Annotated in this window: 18 protein-coding genes and 1 tRNA gene; 11 read left to right on the top strand and 8 right to left on the bottom strand. The window is 68.4% G+C overall.

The window, feature by feature from the left end; genetic code table 11:
* Positions 1-152: 152 nt before the first annotated feature.
* Positions 153-1,370: a hypothetical protein gene (locus ACGVWT_RS04070; protein WP_315461582.1), complete on the top strand. Its 1,218-nt coding sequence runs from the start codon at positions 153-155 to the stop codon at positions 1,368-1,370.
* A 19-nt stretch (positions 1,371-1,389) separates the two neighbouring features.
* Here the strand turns inward: ACGVWT_RS04070 and ACGVWT_RS04065 are convergent, their stop codons facing one another.
* On the bottom strand, positions 1,390-2,835 hold the full coding sequence (locus ACGVWT_RS04065; protein ID WP_315461583.1) for a sugar porter family MFS transporter: 1,446 nt from the start codon (positions 2,833-2,835) through the stop codon (positions 1,390-1,392).
* Between the two features lie 124 nt (positions 2,836-2,959).
* Positions 2,960-4,054 (bottom strand): LacI family DNA-binding transcriptional regulator, encoded by a 1,095-nt coding sequence (locus tag ACGVWT_RS04060; protein WP_315461584.1) that lies wholly within the window; start codon positions 4,052-4,054, stop codon positions 2,960-2,962.
* 386 nt (positions 4,055-4,440) lie between these two features.
* Between ACGVWT_RS04060 and ACGVWT_RS04055 the strand changes: the two genes are divergently transcribed.
* The 3 genes from ACGVWT_RS04055 to xylA are packed head-to-tail and all read left to right on the top strand — an operon-like array spanning position 4,441 to position 8,273.
* Positions 4,441-5,517 (top strand): glycoside hydrolase family 43 protein, encoded by a 1,077-nt coding sequence (locus ACGVWT_RS04055; protein WP_315461585.1) that lies wholly within the window; start codon positions 4,441-4,443, stop codon positions 5,515-5,517.
* Between the two features lie 4 nt (positions 5,518-5,521).
* Positions 5,522-6,964, top strand: coding sequence for a xylulokinase (gene xylB, locus ACGVWT_RS04050; RefSeq protein ID WP_315461586.1), 1,443 nt, complete (start codon positions 5,522-5,524; stop codon positions 6,962-6,964).
* A 1-nt stretch (position 6,965) separates the two neighbouring features.
* Complete coding sequence (gene xylA, locus ACGVWT_RS04045; RefSeq protein WP_315461587.1) at positions 6,966-8,273, top strand: xylose isomerase; 1,308 nt, start codon at positions 6,966-6,968, stop codon at positions 8,271-8,273.
* Positions 8,274-8,411: 138 nt separating this feature from the next.
* Here xylA and ACGVWT_RS04040 read toward each other — a convergent pair whose 3' ends face one another.
* Complete coding sequence (locus ACGVWT_RS04040) at positions 8,412-9,908, bottom strand: glycerol-3-phosphate dehydrogenase (protein WP_315461588.1); 1,497 nt, start codon at positions 9,906-9,908, stop codon at positions 8,412-8,414.
* Positions 9,909-10,029: 121 nt separating this feature from the next.
* On the opposite strand from ACGVWT_RS04040, the gene glpK reads away from it, so the two are divergent.
* The gene (glpK, locus tag ACGVWT_RS04035; protein ID WP_315461589.1) at positions 10,030-11,520 is read left to right on the top strand and encodes a glycerol kinase GlpK; all 1,491 of its coding nucleotides are present in this window, start codon (positions 10,030-10,032) and stop codon (positions 11,518-11,520) included.
* Between the two features lie 90 nt (positions 11,521-11,610).
* Here glpK and ACGVWT_RS04030 read toward each other — a convergent pair.
* Together ACGVWT_RS04030 and cpdR are read right to left on the bottom strand one after the other, a co-directional pair.
* Positions 11,611-11,685: transfer RNA gene (locus ACGVWT_RS04030), tRNA-Val, on the bottom strand.
* A gap of 61 nt (positions 11,686-11,746) precedes the next feature.
* Positions 11,747-12,124, bottom strand: a complete 378-nt coding sequence (cpdR, locus tag ACGVWT_RS04025) for a cell cycle two-component system response regulator CpdR (protein ID WP_017979742.1) — start codon at positions 12,122-12,124, stop codon at positions 11,747-11,749.
* Positions 12,125-12,226: 102 nt separating this feature from the next.
* Between cpdR and ACGVWT_RS04020 the strand changes: the two genes are divergently transcribed.
* Entirely contained in the window at positions 12,227-13,144 is a 918-nt protein-coding gene (locus ACGVWT_RS04020) for an N-formylglutamate amidohydrolase (protein WP_315461590.1), read from the top strand.
* Positions 13,145-13,353: 209 nt separating this feature from the next.
* Here ACGVWT_RS04020 and ACGVWT_RS04015 read toward each other — a convergent pair whose 3' ends face one another.
* The 3 genes from ACGVWT_RS04015 to ACGVWT_RS04005 all read right to left on the bottom strand — a co-directional run bounded on the left by ACGVWT_RS04015 (position 13,354) and on the right by ACGVWT_RS04005 (position 16,333).
* Positions 13,354-13,908: a cytochrome b gene (locus ACGVWT_RS04015; protein ID WP_315461591.1), complete on the bottom strand. Its 555-nt coding sequence runs from the start codon at positions 13,906-13,908 to the stop codon at positions 13,354-13,356.
* A 151-nt stretch (positions 13,909-14,059) separates the two neighbouring features.
* Positions 14,060-14,830, bottom strand: coding sequence for a SapC family protein (locus ACGVWT_RS04010; protein WP_017979745.1), 771 nt, complete (start codon positions 14,828-14,830; stop codon positions 14,060-14,062).
* Positions 14,831-14,899: 69 nt separating this feature from the next.
* The gene (locus tag ACGVWT_RS04005) at positions 14,900-16,333 is read right to left on the bottom strand and encodes an FAD-binding oxidoreductase (protein ID WP_315461592.1); all 1,434 of its coding nucleotides are present in this window, start codon (positions 16,331-16,333) and stop codon (positions 14,900-14,902) included.
* A 121-nt stretch (positions 16,334-16,454) separates the two neighbouring features.
* On the opposite strand from ACGVWT_RS04005, the gene ACGVWT_RS04000 reads away from it, so the two are divergent.
* The 5 genes from ACGVWT_RS04000 (at position 16,455) to ACGVWT_RS03980 (ending at position 19,758) form a co-directional block, all read left to right on the top strand.
* Positions 16,455-16,943, top strand: coding sequence for a hypothetical protein (locus ACGVWT_RS04000; RefSeq protein ID WP_315461593.1), 489 nt, complete (start codon positions 16,455-16,457; stop codon positions 16,941-16,943).
* A gap of 351 nt (positions 16,944-17,294) precedes the next feature.
* The gene (locus ACGVWT_RS03995) at positions 17,295-17,603 is read left to right on the top strand and encodes a hypothetical protein (RefSeq protein ID WP_315461594.1); all 309 of its coding nucleotides are present in this window, start codon (positions 17,295-17,297) and stop codon (positions 17,601-17,603) included.
* Between the two features lie 80 nt (positions 17,604-17,683).
* Complete coding sequence (locus tag ACGVWT_RS03990) at positions 17,684-18,013, top strand: hypothetical protein (RefSeq protein ID WP_315461595.1); 330 nt, start codon at positions 17,684-17,686, stop codon at positions 18,011-18,013.
* Between the two features lie 109 nt (positions 18,014-18,122).
* The gene (locus ACGVWT_RS03985) at positions 18,123-19,556 is read left to right on the top strand and encodes a DEAD/DEAH box helicase (protein WP_315461596.1); all 1,434 of its coding nucleotides are present in this window, start codon (positions 18,123-18,125) and stop codon (positions 19,554-19,556) included.
* A 19-nt stretch (positions 19,557-19,575) separates the two neighbouring features.
* On the top strand, positions 19,576-19,758 hold the full coding sequence (locus ACGVWT_RS03980) for a DUF1289 domain-containing protein (RefSeq protein ID WP_315461597.1): 183 nt from the start codon (positions 19,576-19,578) through the stop codon (positions 19,756-19,758).
* Positions 19,759-19,776 lie beyond the last annotated feature (18 nt).

Below are 19,776 nucleotides of genomic sequence, written 5' to 3'. Positions count from 1 at the left end.
ATGGCATAAGTGCCACCCCCCATACGGCTCAGCTACGCGTGCGTTCCGTCCCCGAAGCGCAACGTCATCAGACTGTTAACCATTCCGCACTTATTAGGTCGAAAATGGACAGCGCATTTCCGCGCGACACCGATGCCGTACGGACCCGATCGATGCGCCTCACAGCCCCCCTTCTCGCCCTCGCCACCGTCCTGCCGGCGCTGCCTGCCGCGGCGCAGACGGTGACGCCGCTTGCCGAGGCGCGGTTGCGGTACGAACATGTCGAACAGGATGGCCTGCCGCAGGATAGCGATGCGGTGACCGTGCGGCTGCGCACCGGCGTGCAGGCCGCGATCGGCCGCTTCTCCGGCCTCGTCCAGGCACAGGGGAATCTCGCCATCCTGCCCGACTATTTCGACGGCCTGCATGGCCCCGCCACGCTACGCCCACTGATCGCCGATCCCGACAGCGTCGCCATCTATCGCGCGCAAGTGCGCTATGCCGCGCCGGGCCTCGCGATCACCGCGGGGCGACAGGTGATCCAGCTCGACGACGAACGCTTCGTCGGCGCCGCCGCATTCCGCAACAACGGCCAGACCTTCGACGCCGTGCGCACCGAGTTCGCGCCCGTGACGGGACTGAAGGCCGACGTCAGCTATATCTGGTCGGTCCGCACGGTGAACGGCATCGAGGGGCGCGGCGCGCGGCCGACGGCGATCGGCGGCAACACCGTCCTCGCCAACCTCGGCTGGGATTCACCGATCGGCAAGGTCACGGGCTTTGCCTATCTGATCGATGAGGATGAAGCGGCGGTGCAGGGCTACCGCCTGTCCAGCCAGACCTATGGCGGCCGCCTGGCCGGCGCGCAGTCGCTCGGCGCCGCCAAGCTCGCCTATCAGTTCAGCTATGCGCGCCAGTCCGACTATCACCGCAACCCCAATCGCTATGCCGCGGATTACTGGCTCGCCGACCTGTCGCTCGACCTGAACGGTCCGAAGGTCGGCGGGGGCTATGAGGTGCTCGGCGCGGGCCGTGGCGCGAGCGCAGGCGCCGCATACGCCAGCTTCCAGACGCCGTTGTCCGCGATCTTCAAATTCCAGGGCTGGGCCGACAAGCTCACCACCACCCCCGCCGACGGCATTCGCGACGCCTATGCGAGCGCCGGCTGGGGCTGGAAACAGATCGGCTCGCTGAAGGCGGTGTCGCTGACCGCCGTCTACCACCGGTTCGACAGCGACCGCCTGTCGCGCCGCTACGGCGACGAACTCAACCTGCTCGCCAGCGCCAAGCTCGGCAAGACGACCGCCAGCCTGCGCTACGCCGATTATCGCGCCGACCGGCTATTCACCGACACGCAGAAGCTGTGGATGCAACTCGACTGGGCGCTGTAACGCCAGCGCCCGGTCGCTCTCATCCCTGCATGTCCTCGAGTTCGCGCCCGCGCGTTTCGTGGACCAGCTTCTGCACGAACACGAACGAGATCGCCGCAAACAGCGCATAGCCGGTGTAGGTGACCGCCAGCCCCGGCGACACGGCGAGCGCCGGGAAGCTGACCGAGATCGCCGCATTGGCGATCCACTGCGCAAAGCCCGACACGGCAAGGCCCGATCCGCGGATCTGGTTGGGGAACATCTCGCCCAGCATCACCCACATCACCGGGCCCCACGACGCGTTGAAGAAGATGACGTACAGATTGGCCGCGACCAACGCGACCAGGCCGTTATGTCCGGGCAGGCTCACCGCGCCCGCCGCATCGGTGACGGCGGTGGAAAACGCCCAGGCCACCGTCGCCAGCGTCACCGCCATGCCCGCCGATCCGACCAGCAGCAGCGGCTTGCGCCCGATCCGGTCGACCGTCGCGATCGTGAACAGGCACGCCGCGATCGACAGCACACCGGACAGGATGTTGATCTGCAGCGCATTGTCCTCGGTGAAGCCCACCGCCTCCCACAGCACGGCGCCGTAATAGAAGACGACGTTGATGCCGACGAACTGCTGGAACACCGCCAGCCCGATGCCCGCCCACAGGATCGGGCGGATTTTGCCCGTCGTCTTGTCGATCAGGTCGGACAGTTTCGGCTTGTGGTGATCGGCGGCCAGCGAATTGCGGATCTCGACCACCTTGCGCTCCGCCTCGCCCGCGCCGAACAGGCGCGTCAGCACGGCCTTCGCCTCACCATCTCGACCCTTGGCGACGAGGAAGCGCGGGCTTTCCGGAATGACGGTCAGCGCCGCCAGATAGATCGCCGCCGGAATCGCCTGCAGCCAGAACATCCAGCGCCACGCCGGAAAGTCGAGCCAGAACGGTGCGGTCGAGCCGCCGGCATAACGGGCCAGCACGAAATTCGCGACGAACGCCCCGGTCAGGCCGGTGATGATCATCACCTGCTGCACGCTCGACAGCCGCCCGCGGATCGCGGCCGGCGTCACTTCGGAAATGTAGACGGGCGAGATTACGCTCGCCGCCCCGACGCCCAGGCCGCCGATGATCCGCGCCAGGATGAACACGATCGAGCCGCTCGCCGCCCCGGCGAGCAGCGCGCTCACCAGAAACAGCAGCGCGGCCAGCATCATCACCCGCCGCCGCCCGATCGCATCGGCCAGTCGCCCGGCGCCGAACGCACCGATCGCCGATCCGACCAGGATCGCACCGACGTTGACGCCGATGCCTAGATGGCCGAGCGAAAACGCCGCCTCCAGCCCCTTTTGCGTCCCGTTGATGACGCCCGAATCATAGCCGAACATGAAGCCGCCGATCGTCGCCACCGCGACGATGCCGGCGATGAAGCCGTGATTGACGCCTTGCTCGGCACCCAGATTCCCCGGGGCATGCCCCGCCCCCCGCCTGTCCGTCACATCGCTCTCCTCATGCCGGTCGTGCGCCGGCCGTGTGCAATGTGATATCGCTATCACGCCATTCCAGGCGGTCAAGCCGTTTGGCGTGACCGGGTGCCGTCCTGCGCAGGGCGCGGCGGCAGACCTATCCCTCGATCACCCGCGGGCGGCGCCGCGGCGGCGCATCCGACTGGCGGCGGATCAGCGTATAGTCGAGCAGCCGCGTCGACCCCTCAGGCGCGGCATCGTCGCCCCCGCGCTGGCGACGCAGCAGCGCGACCAGCCCCTCGATCGCGCCGCGCGCCATATCGGCGATCGGCTGGCGGATCGTCGTCAGCTCGGGCCAGATCGCGGTCGACAGCACCGTGTCGTCGAAGCCGCAGACGGTCAGGTCGCCCGGAACGTCCAGCCCGCGCCGGTGAGCCACCGCCACGGTCGCCGCCGCCATGTCGTCGTTCGACGAGAAGATTGCCGTCGGCGGTTCGGCGAGGTCGAGCAGCTGCTCCGCCGCATCCAGCCCAGATCGATAGGTATACAGGCCATCGACGACCAGTCCGTCCTCGATCCCGATCCCCGCCCCTTCCAGCGCGGCGCGATAACCCGCCAGCCGCTCACCGCTCGCCGACAGATTGGGGTCGCCGCCGATGAAGCCGATCCGCCGATGGCCCAGATCCATCAGGTGCCGCGTCATCGTCACCGCCGCGGCGCGATCATCGATCCCGATCGCCAGACCGCCCTCGCCCGCGCGCCCCGTCGCCAGCCCGACCATCGGCACGCCCGCCTGGCCCAGCAGGTCGAGCAGCGCAGGCGATTCGCATAAGGGCGGCGGCAGCACGATGCCGTCGATCCCGCCCTTGATCATGTGCCGTGCGACCGCCAGCTCGTGATCGTCGCCGATCTCGCATTTCTCGATCACGATCTGCACGTCGTTACGGCTCGCCTGGTCCAGGCTGCCGAGCAGCATTTCGGACAGGAAGCCGCCCGACGGGTTGTTGTACAGCAGCCCAATCCGCAGCTGCCCTGCCCCCGCCAGGCTGCGCGCCGCGCGATTGGGCGCGTAGTTCAGCGTTTGGATCGCCACGTTCACCGCGTCGCGCGTCGCGGGCCGAACGTTGGTTTCGGCATTGATGACGCGGCTGACGGTCATCGGCGACACGCCGGCGAGCTTGGCGACATCGCTGATCGTCGGCGCCGAACCCGATCGGCGGGAGGGTCGCGAGGGAGGGGGTGTGGAAGCCATGCGGGCAGATCGGGTCCCAGGAGAAACAGCCCCACCGACATGGACGCAAAAGCGCGTCCACGGCAAGCGCCACGTTGCGACCGTTACCGTACCGCTGTCCCCAATTGGTCTTCTGTCGCCCCGTCCGCACGCATTGGCGACGCTGGCAGTTCGCCCCCGTCGCCGCCGTCGCAGCGCCGCATCCTTATGCAAAACACGGCACAGATCGCCCATATCCTGCCCTTGAGCGCGCCATCCCCTGTCGCGCCGTCGCCATCGATTCCCGCACCCAATCACCGAATTCGCTGACGGCCACCCCTTGCGGCGAACCCGTGACCTTCGTATGGTAGCGCTATCCAGACGTTGCAGGCCTCGCCAGAAGGCCGATCTTAGGAAGGACGATATCGATGCCCGCCCGCAGCACCCGCCTGCTCGCGCTCGCTGCCTTGTTGTCGAGCGGCCTCGCCCTCGCGCAAAGCGCCGAACCGCGCAGCCCCGACGGCAAGCGCTACCTCGCGCAACCTTTGGTGAAGGACCTCTACTTCGCCGATCCGTCCGCGCACGTCTTCAACGGCAGGCTCTATGTCTATCCCAGCCACGACGTCGACGCCGGCATCGCCGACGACGATCTCGGCAACCAATATGCGATGCACGATTATCGCGTGCTCAGCATGGACCGGATCGGCGGCCCGGTTACCGTCCACCCCGTCGGCCTCGACGTGAAGCAGATCCCCTGGGCCTCGAAACAGACCTGGGCACCCGACGCGGCCTTTAAGAACGGCACCTATTACCTGTACTTCCCCGCGCGCGACAAAGCCGGCGTGTTCCGCATCGGCGTCGCCACGTCAAAGTCGCCGACCGGCCCGTTCACCGCCGATCCGCAGCCGATCCGCGGCAGCTTCTCGATCGACCCCGCCGTCTTCACCGATAGCGACGGCGCCAGCTACATGTATTTCGGCGGCATCTGGGGTGGCCAGCTCCAGCGCTGGCAGGGCAATCGCTACGATCCGAAGGCCGGTGACACCGACCTGCGTCAGGATGCTCAGCCCGCCATCGCCCCGCGCGTCGCCAGGATGCGTGCGGACATGAAGCAGTTCGCCGAAGCGCCCCGCCCGGTCGTCCTCCTCGACGAACGGGGCAAGCCCGTGCTCGGCAGCGATCACGAGCGCCGCTTCTTCGAGGCCGCCTGGATGTTCAAGCGAGGCGGCACCTATTATTTCACCTATTCGACCGGCGACACGCATTATCTGAACTACGCCACCGGCACCTCGCCCTACGGCCCGTTCCGCTATGCGGGGCATATCCTGAAGCCCGTACAGGGCTGGACCACGCACCATTCGATCGTGGAATTTCAGGGCAAGTGGTGGCTGTTCTACCACGACACGCAAGCGTCGGGGAAAAACCACCTGCGCTCCGCCAAGGTGACGCAGCTGCACTTCAACCCGGACGGCAGCATCCAGACCATCGATCCGTTCAAGGACTGAGGGCATGTTCCTCGGCATCGATATCGGCACGTCGGGCGTCAAGGCGGTCGTCGTGGACTCGTCCGGCGCGCTCGTCGCGCAAGGCACGGCCCCGCTCACCGTCCAGCGCCCGCAGCCCCTGTGGTCGCAACAGGACCCCGTCGCCTGGTGGCAGGCGACCTGTGCCGCGGTCCTCGCCATCGATCCCGCGGTACGGCGATCGGTGCGCGGCATCGGCCTGGCCGGCCAGATGCACGGCGCGACGCTGCTCGGCGCAGACGACCGGCCGCTTCGCCCTGCCATCCTGTGGAACGACGGCCGCTCCTTTGCCGAATGCGAGGCGCTCGACGCCGCGACGCCCGCCTTCCGCGAACGTGGCGGCAACCTCGTCATGCCCGGCTTCACCGCGCCCAAGCTGGCCTGGGTCCGCCACCACGAGCCGGAGACGTTCGCGGCGATCAGGACCGTGCTGCTCCCCAAGGATTATGTCCGCCTGCTGATGACCGGCGAGAAAGCCTCGGACATGTCCGACGCCGCCGGCACGCTGTGGCTCGACGTCGCCGGCCGCCGCTGGAGCGAGACGCTGCTCGCCGCCACCGGCCTGACGACCGACCAGATGCCGCGCCTCGTCGAAGGCAGCGACACCGCCGGCACGCTGCTTCCCGCGGTCGCCGACCTGTGGGGCATGGCGCCGGTCCCGGTCGCAGGCGGCGGCGGCGACAATGCCGCGGGGGCCGCCGGCGTCGGCGCGGTGCGTGACGGCGACGCCCTGCTCTCGCTCGGCACGTCGGGCGTCATCTTCGTCGCGACGCAGGACTTCCGCCCCAATGTCGCCGGCGCGGTCCACGCCTTCTGCCATTGCGTACCCGCCATGTGGCATCAGATGGCGGTCCACCTCTCCGCCGCCGCCTGTATCGACTGGGTGGCGAAGCTCACCGGAGCGAGCGGCGCCGCCGATCTGTTCGCCCGCGCCGAACACGCCGGCCCCGCCACGGGCCCCGAACTCTTCCTCCCCTATCTTTCGGGTGAGCGTACGCCGCACAACGACGCACGGGTCCGCGGCGCCTTCCTGCGCCTCGACCACGACACCGGTCCCGAACGCCTGGCGCAAGCCGTGCTCGAAGGCGTCGCCTTCGCGCTCGCCGATGGCGTGCGCGTGCTGCGCGAGGCGGGCACGACGATCGAGCAGCTCTCCGTCATCGGCGGCGGCGCCCGCTCGCGATACTGGGGCGAAACGCTCGCCGCGGCGCTCGACGCGCGCCTCGTCTATCTCGACGGTGGCGAGGTCGGCCCCGCGCTCGGCGCCGCCCGCCTCGCGCAGCTTGCGGTCGACGGCGGCACCCCCGCCGACGTCTGCGTCGCGCCCCGCACCGCGCACGTCATCGAACCCCAGGCGGCCCTGCGCGACCGCCTCGCCCCCAAATACGCCGCCTTCCGCGACGCATATTCCCGCATCAGGAGCCTCTGACATGGCCGATTACTTCGCCGACATTCCGACGATCCGCTACGAAGGGCCGGACAGCGATACCGAACTCGCCTATCGCTATTACGACAAGACCCGCGTCGTCCTCGGCAAGACGATGGAGGAACACCTCCGCTTCGCCGCCTGCTTCTGGCACACCTTCTGCTGGCCGGGCAGCGACGTCTTCGGCGGCGGCACTTTCGATCGCCCCTGGCACCGCGGCGCCAACGATGCCGCCGCGGCGGCGCACAAGCGCTCGGTCGCCTTCGACTTCTTCGGCAAGCTCGATGTGCCATACTATTGCTTCCACGACGTCGACGTGATGGCCGATGCCACGACCGTCGCCGAACACCGCGCGTATTTCGCGGACGCCGTCGATCACCTCGAACAGCTCCAGGCCGCCTCCGGCCGCAAGCTCCTGTGGGGCACCGCCAACCTGTTCAGCCATCCGCGCTACGCCGCCGGCGGCGCCACCAACCCGGATCCGGAAGTGTTCGCCTGGGGCGCGATGCAGGTGCGCGACGCGCTCGAGGCGACGCACCGCCTCGGCGGCGCGAACTACGTTCTGTGGGGCGGTCGCGAGGGATACGAGACGCTCCACAACACCGACATGAAGCGCGAACTCGACAATCTCGGCCGCTTCCTCAGCCTCGTCGTCGATCACAAGCACAAGATCGGCTTTACCGGCACGATCCTGATCGAACCAAAGCCGCACGAACCGACCAAGCACCAGTACGACTTCGACACGGCAACGGTGTACGGCTTCCTCAAGCGCTACGGGCTGGAGGACGAGGTCCGCGTCAATATCGAGGCGAACCATGCCACACTCTCGGGCCACACGTTCGAACATGAGATCGCGACGGCAGGCGCGCTCGGCATCTTCGGCTCGATCGACGCCAACCGCGGCGATCCGCAGAACGGCTGGGATACCGATCAATTCCCCAACTCGGTCGAGGAAATGACGCTCGCGATGCTCGAAATCCTGCGCGCGGGCGGCTTCACGACGGGCGGCTTCAACTTCGACGCCAAGGTCCGCCGCCAGTCGATCGACGCCGCCGACCTGTTCCATGGTCACGTCGGCGGGATCGACGTCGTGGCGAAGGGCCTGCTCAACGCCGCCGCGCTGATTGCGGACGGCCGCCTCGATGCGATCAAGGCGGAGCGGTACAAGGGCTGGACCGGCGCCTTGGGCGAGCAGATCGCCGGCAGCGACCTCGCCACCATCGCCGACCTCGCTGTCAGCCAGAACCTCAACCCCCGCCCCCGCTCGGGCCAGCAGGAGCGGATCGAGAATATCATCACCCGCGTGCGCTGAGCGGCGCGGCTCTCGACCCTCCGACCGCCTTCGGCCGATCCGTCATTGCGAACCGTGGCGACGCAATGACGGATCGGGCCACCGTACATTGCCGCGCGTCGCTCGCCATACCGACGGTGCGCCGCCGATCGTGCCTGGCTATGCGCCGATCTCTCGCAGATACGCCGCCACCCGCGCCGCGGTACTCTCCGGCACATGCAGCCCGAGCTTGCTGCGCCGGAACAGCACGTCTTCCGCCGTTCGCGCCCATTCCTGCGCGACCAGATAGTCGACTTCCCGCGCGGTCAGCCCGCCGCCGAAATCCTCGCCCAGGTCGCGCATCCCCTGCGCCTCGCCGAGCACCGCCGCCACCCTGGTGCCATAGGCGCGCGCCAGCCGCCGCAGCAGCGTCGCCGGCAGACCTCGCCGCGCCCGCACCAGCGCCGCCACGAACGCCTCGAAATCCCCGCCGGGCAGGTCGCCACCCGGCAGTACCGCCCCCGCCGTCCACGCCCCCGCCATATCCGGCAGCACCGCGCCCAGCTCCGCCAGCGCATGTTCGGCAAGCTTGCGATACGTCGTGATCTTGCCACCGAAGATACTCAGCATCGCCGCCTGCCCCGGCGCCGCGTCGAGGTCGAGCACATAATCTCGCGTCACCGCAGAGGCATTGCCGGCATGGTCGTCGTGCAGCGGCCGGATCCCGGCATAGCTCCACACGATATCGTCTTCGCGCAGTCCGCGGGCGAAATAGCGGTTGGCGGTGTCGAGCAGATAGGCGGTCTCGCCCGCATCGATCTCAGCTTTCGCCGGCGCCCCTTCCCAGGGCTGGTCGGTCGTCCCGATCAGCGTGAAGTCACCTTCATAGGGAATGGCGAAGACGATCCGCCGGTCGGGGTTCTGCAGCATGAAGGCATGATCGCCGGCATACAGGCGCGGCACGACGATATGGCTGCCCTTCACCAGCCGCACGGCGTTCTTGGCATGTCCGCCCGCAACGCGAGCCAGTACGTCGTCCACCCACGGCCCCGCCGCGTTGACCAGCACGCGCGCCGACACCGTGCGCTCGCCCGCGGCATCGGCGATCGTCGCAATCCAGCGCTCGCCTTCGCGCCGTGCCTGCACCAGCCGCGTCCGCGTCGCGATCGTCGCCCCGCGATCCGCCGCATCGCGTGCGTTCAGCACGACCAGCCGGCTGTCCTCGACCCAGCAATCCGAATAGACGAACGCCTTGCCCGCCGTATCGCGCAACCCTGCGCCATAGGGCGTCGTCGCCAGCCCCACCGTCTCGGTCGCCGGCAGCCGTTTGCGCCCGCCCAGATGGTCGTAGAGGAACAGCCCCAGCCGCACCATCCACGCCGCCCGCGGCGAATGCGTCTGTGGCAGCACGAAGCGCAGCGGCCAGATGATGTGCGGCGCCATGCCCCACAGTCGCTCGCGCTCGATCAGCGCCTCGCGCACCAGCCGGAATTCGCCATATTCCAGATAGCGCAGGCCGCCGTGAATCAGCTTGGTCGACGCCGACGATGTGTGCCCGGCCAGATCGTCCGCCTCGACCAGCAAAACGGAAAGGCCCCGCCCGGCCGCATCGCGCGCGATGCCAGCGCCGTTGATGCCGCCCCCGACGATCAGCAGGTCGTAATCCGTCTCTGCCACGCGCGCCCTCCGTCCACCGATCCTAACGCCCAACCGCCGCGGTGCGATCCGAAAATCGGCCCACGCCATTGACGCCGCCCGCCGGCCCGCGACACTGAGGGTCGGACGGGAGAGGACCCTCATGGCCAACCATATTCTCGCGATCGATCAGGGCACCACCTCGACCCGCGCGATCCTGTTCGATGCGCAGGCGCGCCGCGTCGCGGTCGCCCAGACCGAATTCGCGCAACATTATCCGCAGCCCGGCTGGGTCGAGCACGATCCGGAGGATATCTGGCGCGACGTCCTGTCGACCGCGCGCGAGGCGATCGCGACCAGCGGCGTGGGCGTGCGCGACATCGCCGGCATCGGCATCACCAACCAGCGCGAAACCGTCGTGGTCTGGGACCGCGCCACCGGCGAACCCATCCACCGCGCCATCGTCTGGCAAGACCGCCGCACCGCCGATGTCTGCGCCGCGCTCCGCCGCGACGGCGCGGAGGAGAGCGTGCGCGAGGCGACCGGCCTGCTCCTCGATCCCTATTTCTCCGCGACCAAGATCGCCTGGATCCTCGATTCCGTCCCCGGCGCTCGCGCGCGTGCCGACCGCGGCGAACTCGCCTTCGGCACGATCGACAGCTTCCTGCTCTGGCGCCTTACCGGCGGCACGACGCACGCAACCGACGTCACCAACGCCGCCCGCACGCTGCTCTGGAACATCCGCACCGGCGACTGGGACCCGGAGTTATGCCGCCTGCTCCGCGTACCGATGGCGATCCTGCCGCAGGTCCATGACAATGCCCATGTCTTCGGCACCACCGCGGCCGAGCTGTTCGGCGCGCCCATCCCGATCGCGGGGATCGCAGGCGACCAGCAGGCCGCGTTGTTCGGCCAGGCCTGCTTCACCCGCGGCATGACGAAGTCCACCTATGGCACCGGCTGCTTCATGCTGCTCAATACGGGAGCGGAGGCGATCCGCTCGCAACAGCGCCTGCTCACCACCCCCGCCTATCGGCTGGACGGACAGACCACCTTTGCGCTCGAAGGCTCGATCTTCGTCGCGGGCGCGGCGATCAAATGGCTGCGCGACGGCATCGGCGTGATCACCCACGCCCGCGATACCGACGACATGGCGACACGCGTGCCGGACAATCACGGGGTCTACATGGTCCCAGCCTTCGTCGGCCTCGGCGCGCCGCATTGGGATGCGGAGGCGCGCGCCGCGATCTTCGGCCTGACGCTGGGCGCGACGCAGGCGCATCTCGCCCGCGCGGCGCTGGAGGCGGTCGGCTACCAGACGCTCGATCTCGTCCAGGCGATGATCGCCGACGGCGGCGGTCATCCGGCCAGCGTCCGCGTCGACGGAGGCATGGCCGCGAACGACTGGCTGTGCCGCTTCCTTGCCGATCTGCTCGACGTGCCGATCGAACGCCCCGCCGATCTCGAAACCACCGCGCGCGGCGCCGCCTTCCACGCCGGCCTCGCCACCGGCATCTGGTCGGGCTTGCCCGAACTCGAACGCCTCTGGGCCCGCGACGCCTGTTTCGAACCCGCCATGCCCGCCGATCACCGCGCCACACTCGTCGCCGGCTGGCACGACGCCCTGCGCCGCACGCTGCGCCAAGCGGAGTAATCGATGGAGGATAGCAACGGTCGCCGGACCGCGCGCAAAGGCCCGAAAACCAAAAACCCCGCTAAGCCGTTGGCCTAGCGGGGTTTTCGATGGTGGGCGTGGCAAGGATTGAACTTGCGACCCCTGCGATGTCAACACAGTGCTCTACCACTGAGCTACACGCCCGCCGGAGGTGGGCCAATTAGCAGGTTGCTTCGGGCTGGCAAGCCCTCATTTCACGCCGCGCTCAATTTAATCCGCTGGCGCTGCCCATTTCGAACACGCGGTCCACCTCGGCGACCAGGTCGCGCAGGTGGAACGGCTTGGACAGGACGCGCGCATTGGGCATTTCGCGGCCCGCCTTCAGCGTCACCGCGGCAAAGCCGGTGATGAACATCACGCGCAGGCCCGGCACCATCTCGGCGGCGCGGCGGGCGAGTTCGATGCCGTCCATCTCGGGCATCACGATATCGGTCAGCAGCAGGTCGAACGGCTCGGTTTCGAGCAGCGGGATCGCCGCGGTGCCGCGGTCGACCGCGGCGACGGCATAGCCCGCGCGTTCCAGCGCCCGCGTCAGATATTCGCGCATGACCTGGTCGTCTTCGGCCAGCAGGATACGGATCATCGCCTTTTCGGGTCCTTAGCGTTGCGGTCGATCCTGTATGGACCGGCAGATATGAAGATTTCCAGAGCGCCGAACGCGCGGATGGGCTAAGGCGTGCCACAGATGGACGCTTCGTTCGACCGGATCGACGGCGCACAAGCGCACAATGTGCCAGACGGCGCACCCTTCGCCTCGCCGCAAAGCCCTTCCGGCTTCGAAAACCCGCCCGTGCCGGCCAGTCCCGTGGTCATCTCGGTGCCGCATGCGGGCCGCGACTATCCCCCCGCCCTGCGCGCCGCGCTGCGCCTGCCCGAATCGGCGCTGGTGGTGCTGGAGGATCGTCACGTCGATGCCGTCGCCTGCGCCGCGCAGACGAACGAGACGATGCTGGTGCAGCGCCGCGCACGTGCCTGGATCGACCTCAACCGCAGCGAATATGAGCGCGACCCGCGCGTCGACGACGGTGTCCGCCCGCAGGCGCAATCGGGCCAGTCGGTGAAGATCCGCAGCGGCCTGGGCCTGGTGCCGCGCCGCGCCGGCGGTGCGGGCGACCTGTGGCGTGGGCGGTTTACCGGCGCCGACGTCGCGCGCCGCATCGCGGAGGATCACCGCCCCTATCACGCGACGCTCGCTGCCACGCTGGCCGCGGCGCGTGCGCGCTTCGGCGTCGCGGTGCTGATCGACGTCCATTCGATGCCGACCGTCGGCCCGCATGCGCGCCTCGTCCTCGGCGATCGCTTCGGCGCGACCAGCGACGCGCGCTTCCTCGCGCGGATCGAAGCGGCGGCGGCGCAGATGGGCATCGCGACGCAGCGCAACACGCCCTATGCCGGCGCGCATATCCTGCAGACCCACGCCGCCCCGGCGCGCGGCATCCATGCGGTGCAGGTGGAGATCGACCGCGCGCTGTACCTCGATTCCCGGCTGGACGGCCTTGGCCCGGGCTTCGACCGCACCGTCGCGCTGGTGCGCAGCCTGCTCGCCGCGGTCGCGGACGAAGCCCTCTGCGGCACGTCCCCCTTCGCCCTCGCCGCCGAGTAAGACGCCGGCATATAAAAAAACCACCCCGTGCTAAAAGCACGGAGTGGCCAAGGTTCAGGGAGGAGACACACCCGAAGGTGTGCCATACGGTCTCGCGAAAGGGGGGACACGAGCGCCGTACAAGTCACAAAATAGGCGAGGCGCGATTTGGTTCAACCCCCGCAACACTTCGTGACGTTTTTTTCACCGCACCATCATGAACGTTCGTCTCAACGGCGCATCATCGGCGCCATCCGCGCCAGTACATTATCCCGCAGGATCAGATGGTGGCGCAGCGCCCCGGCGACGTGCAGCACGATCAGCGCCACCATGACCCAGCCGAGCACACCATGCGCGTCATGCCCCAGATCGGCGGCGCCCGCGCTCGCCGGCAGGCGCGGAATGTCGAACAGGCCAAACCACGTCAGCGGCCGCGCCGGTCCGGTGGTCGGCGGCGCGCTCACCATCAGCCAGCCGGTCAGCGGCAGCGCGAGCATCAGCAGGTACAGCGACCAGTGCGTCGCATGCGCCAGCCCCTTTTCCCAGCCGGGCATATGCGCGGGCAATGGCGGGGGCCGATGCACGATCCGCCACGCCACGCGCGCCAGCGTCAGCACCAGCACGGTGATGCCGATCGCCTTATGTGCGCCCATCAGCGCCCGCAGCGCCGGAATCCCGTCATGCCCGATGCCGATGATCAGGTTGACGATGATCAGCACCGCGATCGTCCAGTGAAACGCGATCGCCACGGTCGAATAGCGTGCGTCGCGAGCCCAGCCTGTCATCCGTCATGTCCTTTCGAGGTCGGAACGACAGTCCGCCGGATCGGCGACCGGGTCAAGCGGGCGGCCCCAACGCAAACGGGCGGGCGTCGCCCGATGCGACACCCGCCCGTCTGGATGATGGCGGTTCCGACTGGCGGAACGGCCCGAGTCGTTAACCGACCGGCGCGAACTGCGGCTGCGGCATCTTGCCCTGCTGCGCCTGGCGCCCGAAGATCTCGCGCATCAGCGACAGCGAGAACAGGTGCGCGTACAGCAGCGGCAGCATGCCCGACTGGCTCATCTTGCGCAGCTGGTCACCGCGCAGCGCAGCCAGCTTTTCCTCGTTCACCATCTGGAAGCCGCGATAGACGAACGGCGGCTGCTCCTGCTCCGGCTGGATCGTGACCTCGCCTTCCATCAGCAGATCGAGCTCGCGCAGCTCGTTCATGAACGCCTGCGTGCGCGCGCCGGCCTGTTCGAACTGTTCGGAGAAATCGAGGATCGACTTCGTCACCTGGCTCGGCTGGCCGTTTTCGAACAGCGCATCGCCCTCGTCGAACGCGCCGATCGCTTCCGACGTCGGGTCGAAGCACAGCGACAGCTCTTCGCTGTCCGGGCGCAGGCGCGCCAGCATGTACGGATAGCGACGGACATAGGCGGGAACGTACAGATTGTTCTCGGTCAGCTTGCCGTCGTCGCCGACGAACACGTTGACGCCCTCGTTCAGGCCCATCAGCGCCAGCGGGATGGCATCGTCACCGATCGAGAAGACGATCGGCATGAAGCGCTGCACCAGCGGGAATTCGTCGGTGGTGATCGGAATGGCGTGCTGGCCGACCAGGAAGGGGGCGGCATCCAGCTGGCGGACGCGCCAGGTGGCGTGCGTCTCGCTCGAGAGCGGCTCCAGGCCGTTGTAGAACAGGGGAAGCGGCGCGCTGGCCATGGGAACTCTCTCCGTCGTGGATAGTTTGCGGACCCGCAATGCTTGTGGGCCGCACGCTGGCGCGTTGCTCTATTGATCCGGCTGCCTCGGCGCAAGCGTCACAAGCTTGCCGGGGTTCAGGATGCCGAGCGGGTCCAGCCCCGCCTTCACGCCGCGCAGCGCCGCCAGCCGCGCCGGGGACGACAGCCGCTCCAGCTCGTGCAGCTTCATCTGGCCGATGCCATGTTCGGCCGCGATCGATCCCCCCGCCGCGATCACCAGATCGTCGACGAAGCGGGTCACCACCGGCACGTCCTCGGCATACCAGCGCGCCGGATCGGTGCCGGGCGCGGCGCGCACGTGGAAGTGAATGTTGCCGTCGCCCAGATGGCCGAAGCCGCTGGCGTGCGTGCCGGGAAAGCGCGCCTCGCACGCCGCCGCCGCCTCGATCATGAAGCGCGGCATGCCCTCGACCGGCACGGAAATGTCGTGCTGCGACGCCGGCCCCAGCGCGCGCTCCGAATCGGAGATCGATTCGCGGATGCGCCAGAAATCCGCCGCCTGGGCGTCGCTTGCCGCGATCGTTGCGTCCTGGATCCGCCCGTTCGCCAGCGCGTCGGCCAGCACCGCCTCGGTTAGCGCCCCGCCGCGCGGGTCGGTCTGCTCGATCAGCAGATGCCAGCGATGCGCCCCCGCCACCGGCGCCCGCGCGCCCGGCACATGCGCCAGCACCGCGGCGAGCGATTCGGCGGGCAGGATCTCGAAACTCTCCAGCGCCTCGGTCGCCGCCTGGAACCGGCGCAGCAGAGCCAGCGCCGCCTGCGGATCGCCCGTCGCCGCCCAGGCCGTCGTGCGCGTCGCGGGCAGCGGCACCAGCCGCAGCGTCGCCGCGGTGACGATTCCCAGCGTCCCCTCCGCCCCGACCAGCAATTGCGTCAGGTCGTAACCGCGATTGTCCTTCTTCAGCGCTGCGAGGCCATCATGCACGCTGCCATCCGCCAGCACCGCCTCGACGCCCGCCACCAGCCCGCGCATCGATCCGAAGCGCAGCACCTGCGTGCCGCCCGCATTGGTCGACACCAGCCCGCCGACCGTCGCATTGCCCTTCGCCCCGAGCGTCAGCGGAAACCGCCGCCCCTGCCCAAGCGCCGCATCGTGCAGGTCGGACAGGATCACCCCCGCCTCGGCGACGGCAAGCCCCGCCGCCGCATCGACGCTCCGCATCCGGTTCATCCGCCGCAGCGACAGGATCAGCGCCGATCCGTCGGCGGGCGGCGTCGCCCCGCCGACCATCGAACTGTTGCCCCCCTGCGGCACCAGCGGCACGCGATGCCGCGCGGCGGCGGCGACGACCGCAGCGACCTCGGCGGTCGAGGCCGGCGCCAGCAACGCCGGCGCGGTACCGCGAAACCGCTGCCGCCAGTCGACCGTCCACGGCGCGATGTCGGCGGGATCGGTCACGATACCCCTCGGCCCCAGTATCGGGGCGAGATCGGCAAGCAGCGCGGATTGGGCGGCAGTCATACGCGTCCGCTACCCCCGGACGCCGCGCCGCTCAACCATGTGGGGTCATGCCCGCCTTCACCGCCGATGACGGGAAATTCATCCTCCGTTCAACGATTGCCGCTAGGAGCCGACACCGAACATGCCGACCCCTGCGTTTTCCGCCTCGCTGATCGCACCCATGCTCCTGGCCGGCACCGCGCCCGTGCTGGTCTCCGCCAGCGAGTCGCCCGACCGGCTGAACGGCGTCCAGTTCGCGCAGATGACCGTCCATGAACGCATCATCATCCGCGTGCCGCGCATGGGCCCGGCGCGCAGCCCCGCCGCCGCGCCGCGCCTGTCCGTGCCGCAGCCGATGCAGTGGAAGGAAAAGAAGGGCCCCAAATGCATCGCCGTCGCCGACATCGGCGGTGCGCTGGTCTCCGCCCCCGACGCGGTCGACCTGGTGATGGCCGGCGGCAAGCGCCTGCGCGCGCACCTCGACGACGATTGCGGCCCGATGGATTTCTACAACGGCTTCTACCTGCGCCCCAAGGCCGACGGAAAGGTCTGCGCCGACCGCGACGTCCTGCGCATGCGCTCCGGCGCCAGCTGCGGCATCGCCCGCTTCAAGACCCTCGTCGCCCGCTGACCGAGCGGGGGGCACTTCCCCCGTCATTCCCGCGAAGGCGGGGATCCATAACCTCTAACCTCTCCCCGAGAGCCGCAACGGTAGCGCGTCTGGATTCCCGCCTACGCGGGAATGACGAGCAAAAGTGGAGGGAAACGCCCCCACCATTTTCCCCTGTCCTACACGCCCCGATTATGCCTATCGTCAGCGCGCTCTTTGACACGGCGAACCCCCACCTGAACCGCGTCATCGGGGAGGAAGGCGTTCCAGACATAACGTACCGTCCACTTCGTCCACTTCCGCGCCGTTGCGAGTCTCCACCCGCACGTGGCATCGTCCGATTCGGACTGACCCGCCATTTGGAGATCGCACGTGACGACAAGCAGACTTGGCCCGACGCTTGCGCTGATCGTCATGGCCTCAGGGTGCGCCACCGACAGGACTGACAAGCCGCTGCTCACCGCACGCACCAGTCAGCAGATGGCAAAAGCATGCGGAGCGATACGGAGCGAATTTCACCGGAACGCGCCCGGACTTCCCTACGCCACCTTCGTGCTCAAAGCGGACGAAGCCGTCCCGCAGGATGCGCCCCCGCCAACGGTCAAATGCCTTAGCGAGTCGTTGAACGCGTTCCGACATTCGATGCTCTCTTTCCGCGCCGAAGAAGCCAGCAATCCCTAGGCGCCACCCACGCCGTCGTTGACTTTCGCCCCCGAATCGCCCCGCTTGTCACCTCGCAAGCGCCGCCGCATGATGGCCCCATGCTCTTCGGCCCCTCGCCCCTGATCGCAACGCTGAGCTGGATCGTCGTGCTCGCCTTGGGCGCGAAGCTCGTGGCGACGATCATCCTCCTCAGCGTCGGCAAAGGCGTCCGCGATCGGCCCGGTTGGGGCGCGATGCTGTGGTGGCTGACGAAGATCACGCCGGTGATCGCCGTCCCCTGCGCGATCCTGATCGCCTGGCTGCAAGGTTTGACCGGTCCGCTCTGGCTTTTCGTAGGCCTGATGCTGTTCGTCCTCGTCGCCGTCCCCCTCAAGATACGGGGACGCCGGGCCCGCATCGCCAGGCAGGCTACACAGGCACCGTCATAGCGCCCCACCCACGCTTTCCTTGACTTTCGCGCCCAGATCGGCAAGCGCGACGCTCGGCGTGCCGCACCCGTGTGCGTCTATTTCCGGACCCTTGCATGAGCCTTTTGGCATGAGCTTCGCCGATCTCGGCCTCTCCCCCGAACTCCTGACCGCGGTCACCGACGCGGGCTATAGCGAACCCACGCCGATCCAGGCGCAGGCGATCCCCAGCGTCCTCATGATGCGCGACCTGATCGGCATCGCGCAGACCGGCACCGGCAAGACCGCCGCCTTCGTGCTGCCGATGATCGACATTCTGGCGCATGGCCGCAGCCGCGCCCGCATGCCGCGCAGCCTCATCCTCGAACCGACGCGCGAACTCGCCGCGCAGGTCGCCGAGAATTTCGAGAAGTACGGCGCCGGCCACAAGCTCTCGATGGCCCTGTTGATCGGCGGCGTGTCGATGGGCGACCAGATCAAGGCGCTGGAAAAGGGCGTCGACGTGCTGATCGCGACGCCGGGCCGCCTGATGGACCTGTTCGGCCGCGGCAACATCCTGCTCACCGGCTGCTCGATGCTCGTCATCGACGAGGCGGACCGCATGCTCGACATGGGGTTCATCCCGGACATCGAAGAAATCTGCACCAAGCTGCCCAAGCAGCGTCAGACGCTGCTCTTCTCGGCGACGATGCCGCCGCCGATCAAGAAGCTCGCGGACAAGTTCCTCGACAATCCCAAGACGATTGAGGTGTCGAGGCCTGCCTCAACCAACCTCAACATCAAGCAATATCTCGTCCCGACGGCGACCAACGCGTTCAAGAAGCGCGAGGCGCTGCGCCGCCTGCTGCGTCAGGACGAGGTGCGCACCGCGATCATCTTCGCCAACCGCAAGACGACGGTGCGCGAGCTCAACAAGAGCCTGAAGAAGCACGGCTTCCAGTCGGGCGAAATCCATGGCGACATGGAACAGCCGCAGCGGCTCGCCGAACTTGACCTGTTCAAGTCGGGCAAGATCAACATCCTGGTGGCGTCCGACGTCGCGGCCCGCGGCCTGGACATCAAGGGCGTCAGCCACGTCTTCAATTTCGACGCACCCTGGCATCCCGACGATTACGTCCACCGCATCGGCCGTACCGGCCGCGGCGGCGCGACCGGCGTCGCCTACACGCTGATCACCAGCGAGGATGCCGAGAACATCCAGAATATCGAAAAGCTGACCGGCCAGACGATCGAACGCCTCGACCTCGGCGACACCCCCGACGCCGAAGTGCCGGCCGCCGAGGAACCCCGCCGTCCCCGCCGCGATCGCGGCGGTCGCAAGGCCAACGACAGTGCCCCCGTCGGACAGGCCCCGGCGCCCGCTCGCCCGGCTCGCGAGGAACGCACGGCCCGCGACGATCGCCGCCCCGCCGGCGCAGCTGCGCCGCAGCCGCGCAACGACGACCGCCGTCGTCCCCGCCGCGACGATCGCTACGCCGATCGCGACCCCAATCGCGATGAAGGGCCGGACGAGGGCTGGAACGGCCCGATCCCGGACTTCCTCCACGCCACGATCGCGCCCTGAGCGCCTCCGGGGGCGGCGCATGGTGATCGAGCGGACGCCCCCGGTCGCGATCGACACGCCGTGCGTCGGCGTCTGCGTGATCGAGCCGGACGGCCTGTGCCGCGGCTGCGCCCGCACGATCGACGAGATCGTCGCCTGGGGTCAGATGACGCCCGACCGGCGCCGCGCGATCATGGCCACCCTGTCGGACCGGCGGCCCTGACGCTATATCGGCGGCCGT

It is taken from the genome of Sphingomonas sp. S6 (assembly GCF_043498045.1).
In the GTDB taxonomy this organism is placed as follows: Bacteria; Pseudomonadota; Alphaproteobacteria; order Sphingomonadales; family Sphingomonadaceae; genus Sphingomonas.
Note: the sequence above shows the minus strand (reverse complement) of the source record. Positions and strands in the feature narration are given on the sequence as shown.

Coding starts and splice junctions, on each gene's coding strand:
- ACGVWT_RS04070 (WP_315461582.1), top strand. CDS start 153: ATGCGCCTCACAGCCCCCCTTCTCGCCCTCGCCACCGTCCTGCCGGCG.
- ACGVWT_RS04060 (WP_315461584.1), bottom strand. CDS start 4,054: ATGGCTTCCACACCCCCTCCCTCGCGACCCTCCCGCCGATCGGGTTCG.
- ACGVWT_RS04055 (WP_315461585.1), top strand. CDS start 4,441: ATGCCCGCCCGCAGCACCCGCCTGCTCGCGCTCGCTGCCTTGTTGTCG.
- xylB (WP_315461586.1), top strand. CDS start 5,522: ATGTTCCTCGGCATCGATATCGGCACGTCGGGCGTCAAGGCGGTCGTC.
- xylA (WP_315461587.1), top strand. CDS start 6,966: ATGGCCGATTACTTCGCCGACATTCCGACGATCCGCTACGAAGGGCCG.
- glpK (WP_315461589.1), top strand. CDS start 10,030: ATGGCCAACCATATTCTCGCGATCGATCAGGGCACCACCTCGACCCGC.
- cpdR (WP_017979742.1), bottom strand. CDS start 12,124: ATGATCCGTATCCTGCTGGCCGAAGACGACCAGGTCATGCGCGAATAT.
- ACGVWT_RS04020 (WP_315461590.1), top strand. CDS start 12,227: ATGGACGCTTCGTTCGACCGGATCGACGGCGCACAAGCGCACAATGTG.
- ACGVWT_RS04015 (WP_315461591.1), bottom strand. CDS start 13,908: ATGACAGGCTGGGCTCGCGACGCACGCTATTCGACCGTGGCGATCGCG.
- ACGVWT_RS04010 (WP_017979745.1), bottom strand. CDS start 14,830: ATGGCCAGCGCGCCGCTTCCCCTGTTCTACAACGGCCTGGAGCCGCTC.
- ACGVWT_RS04005 (WP_315461592.1), bottom strand. CDS start 16,333: ATGACTGCCGCCCAATCCGCGCTGCTTGCCGATCTCGCCCCGATACTG.
- ACGVWT_RS04000 (WP_315461593.1), top strand. CDS start 16,455: ATGCCGACCCCTGCGTTTTCCGCCTCGCTGATCGCACCCATGCTCCTG.
- ACGVWT_RS03990 (WP_315461595.1), top strand. CDS start 17,684: ATGCTCTTCGGCCCCTCGCCCCTGATCGCAACGCTGAGCTGGATCGTC.
- ACGVWT_RS03985 (WP_315461596.1), top strand. CDS start 18,123: ATGAGCTTCGCCGATCTCGGCCTCTCCCCCGAACTCCTGACCGCGGTC.
- ACGVWT_RS03980 (WP_315461597.1), top strand. CDS start 19,576: ATGGTGATCGAGCGGACGCCCCCGGTCGCGATCGACACGCCGTGCGTC.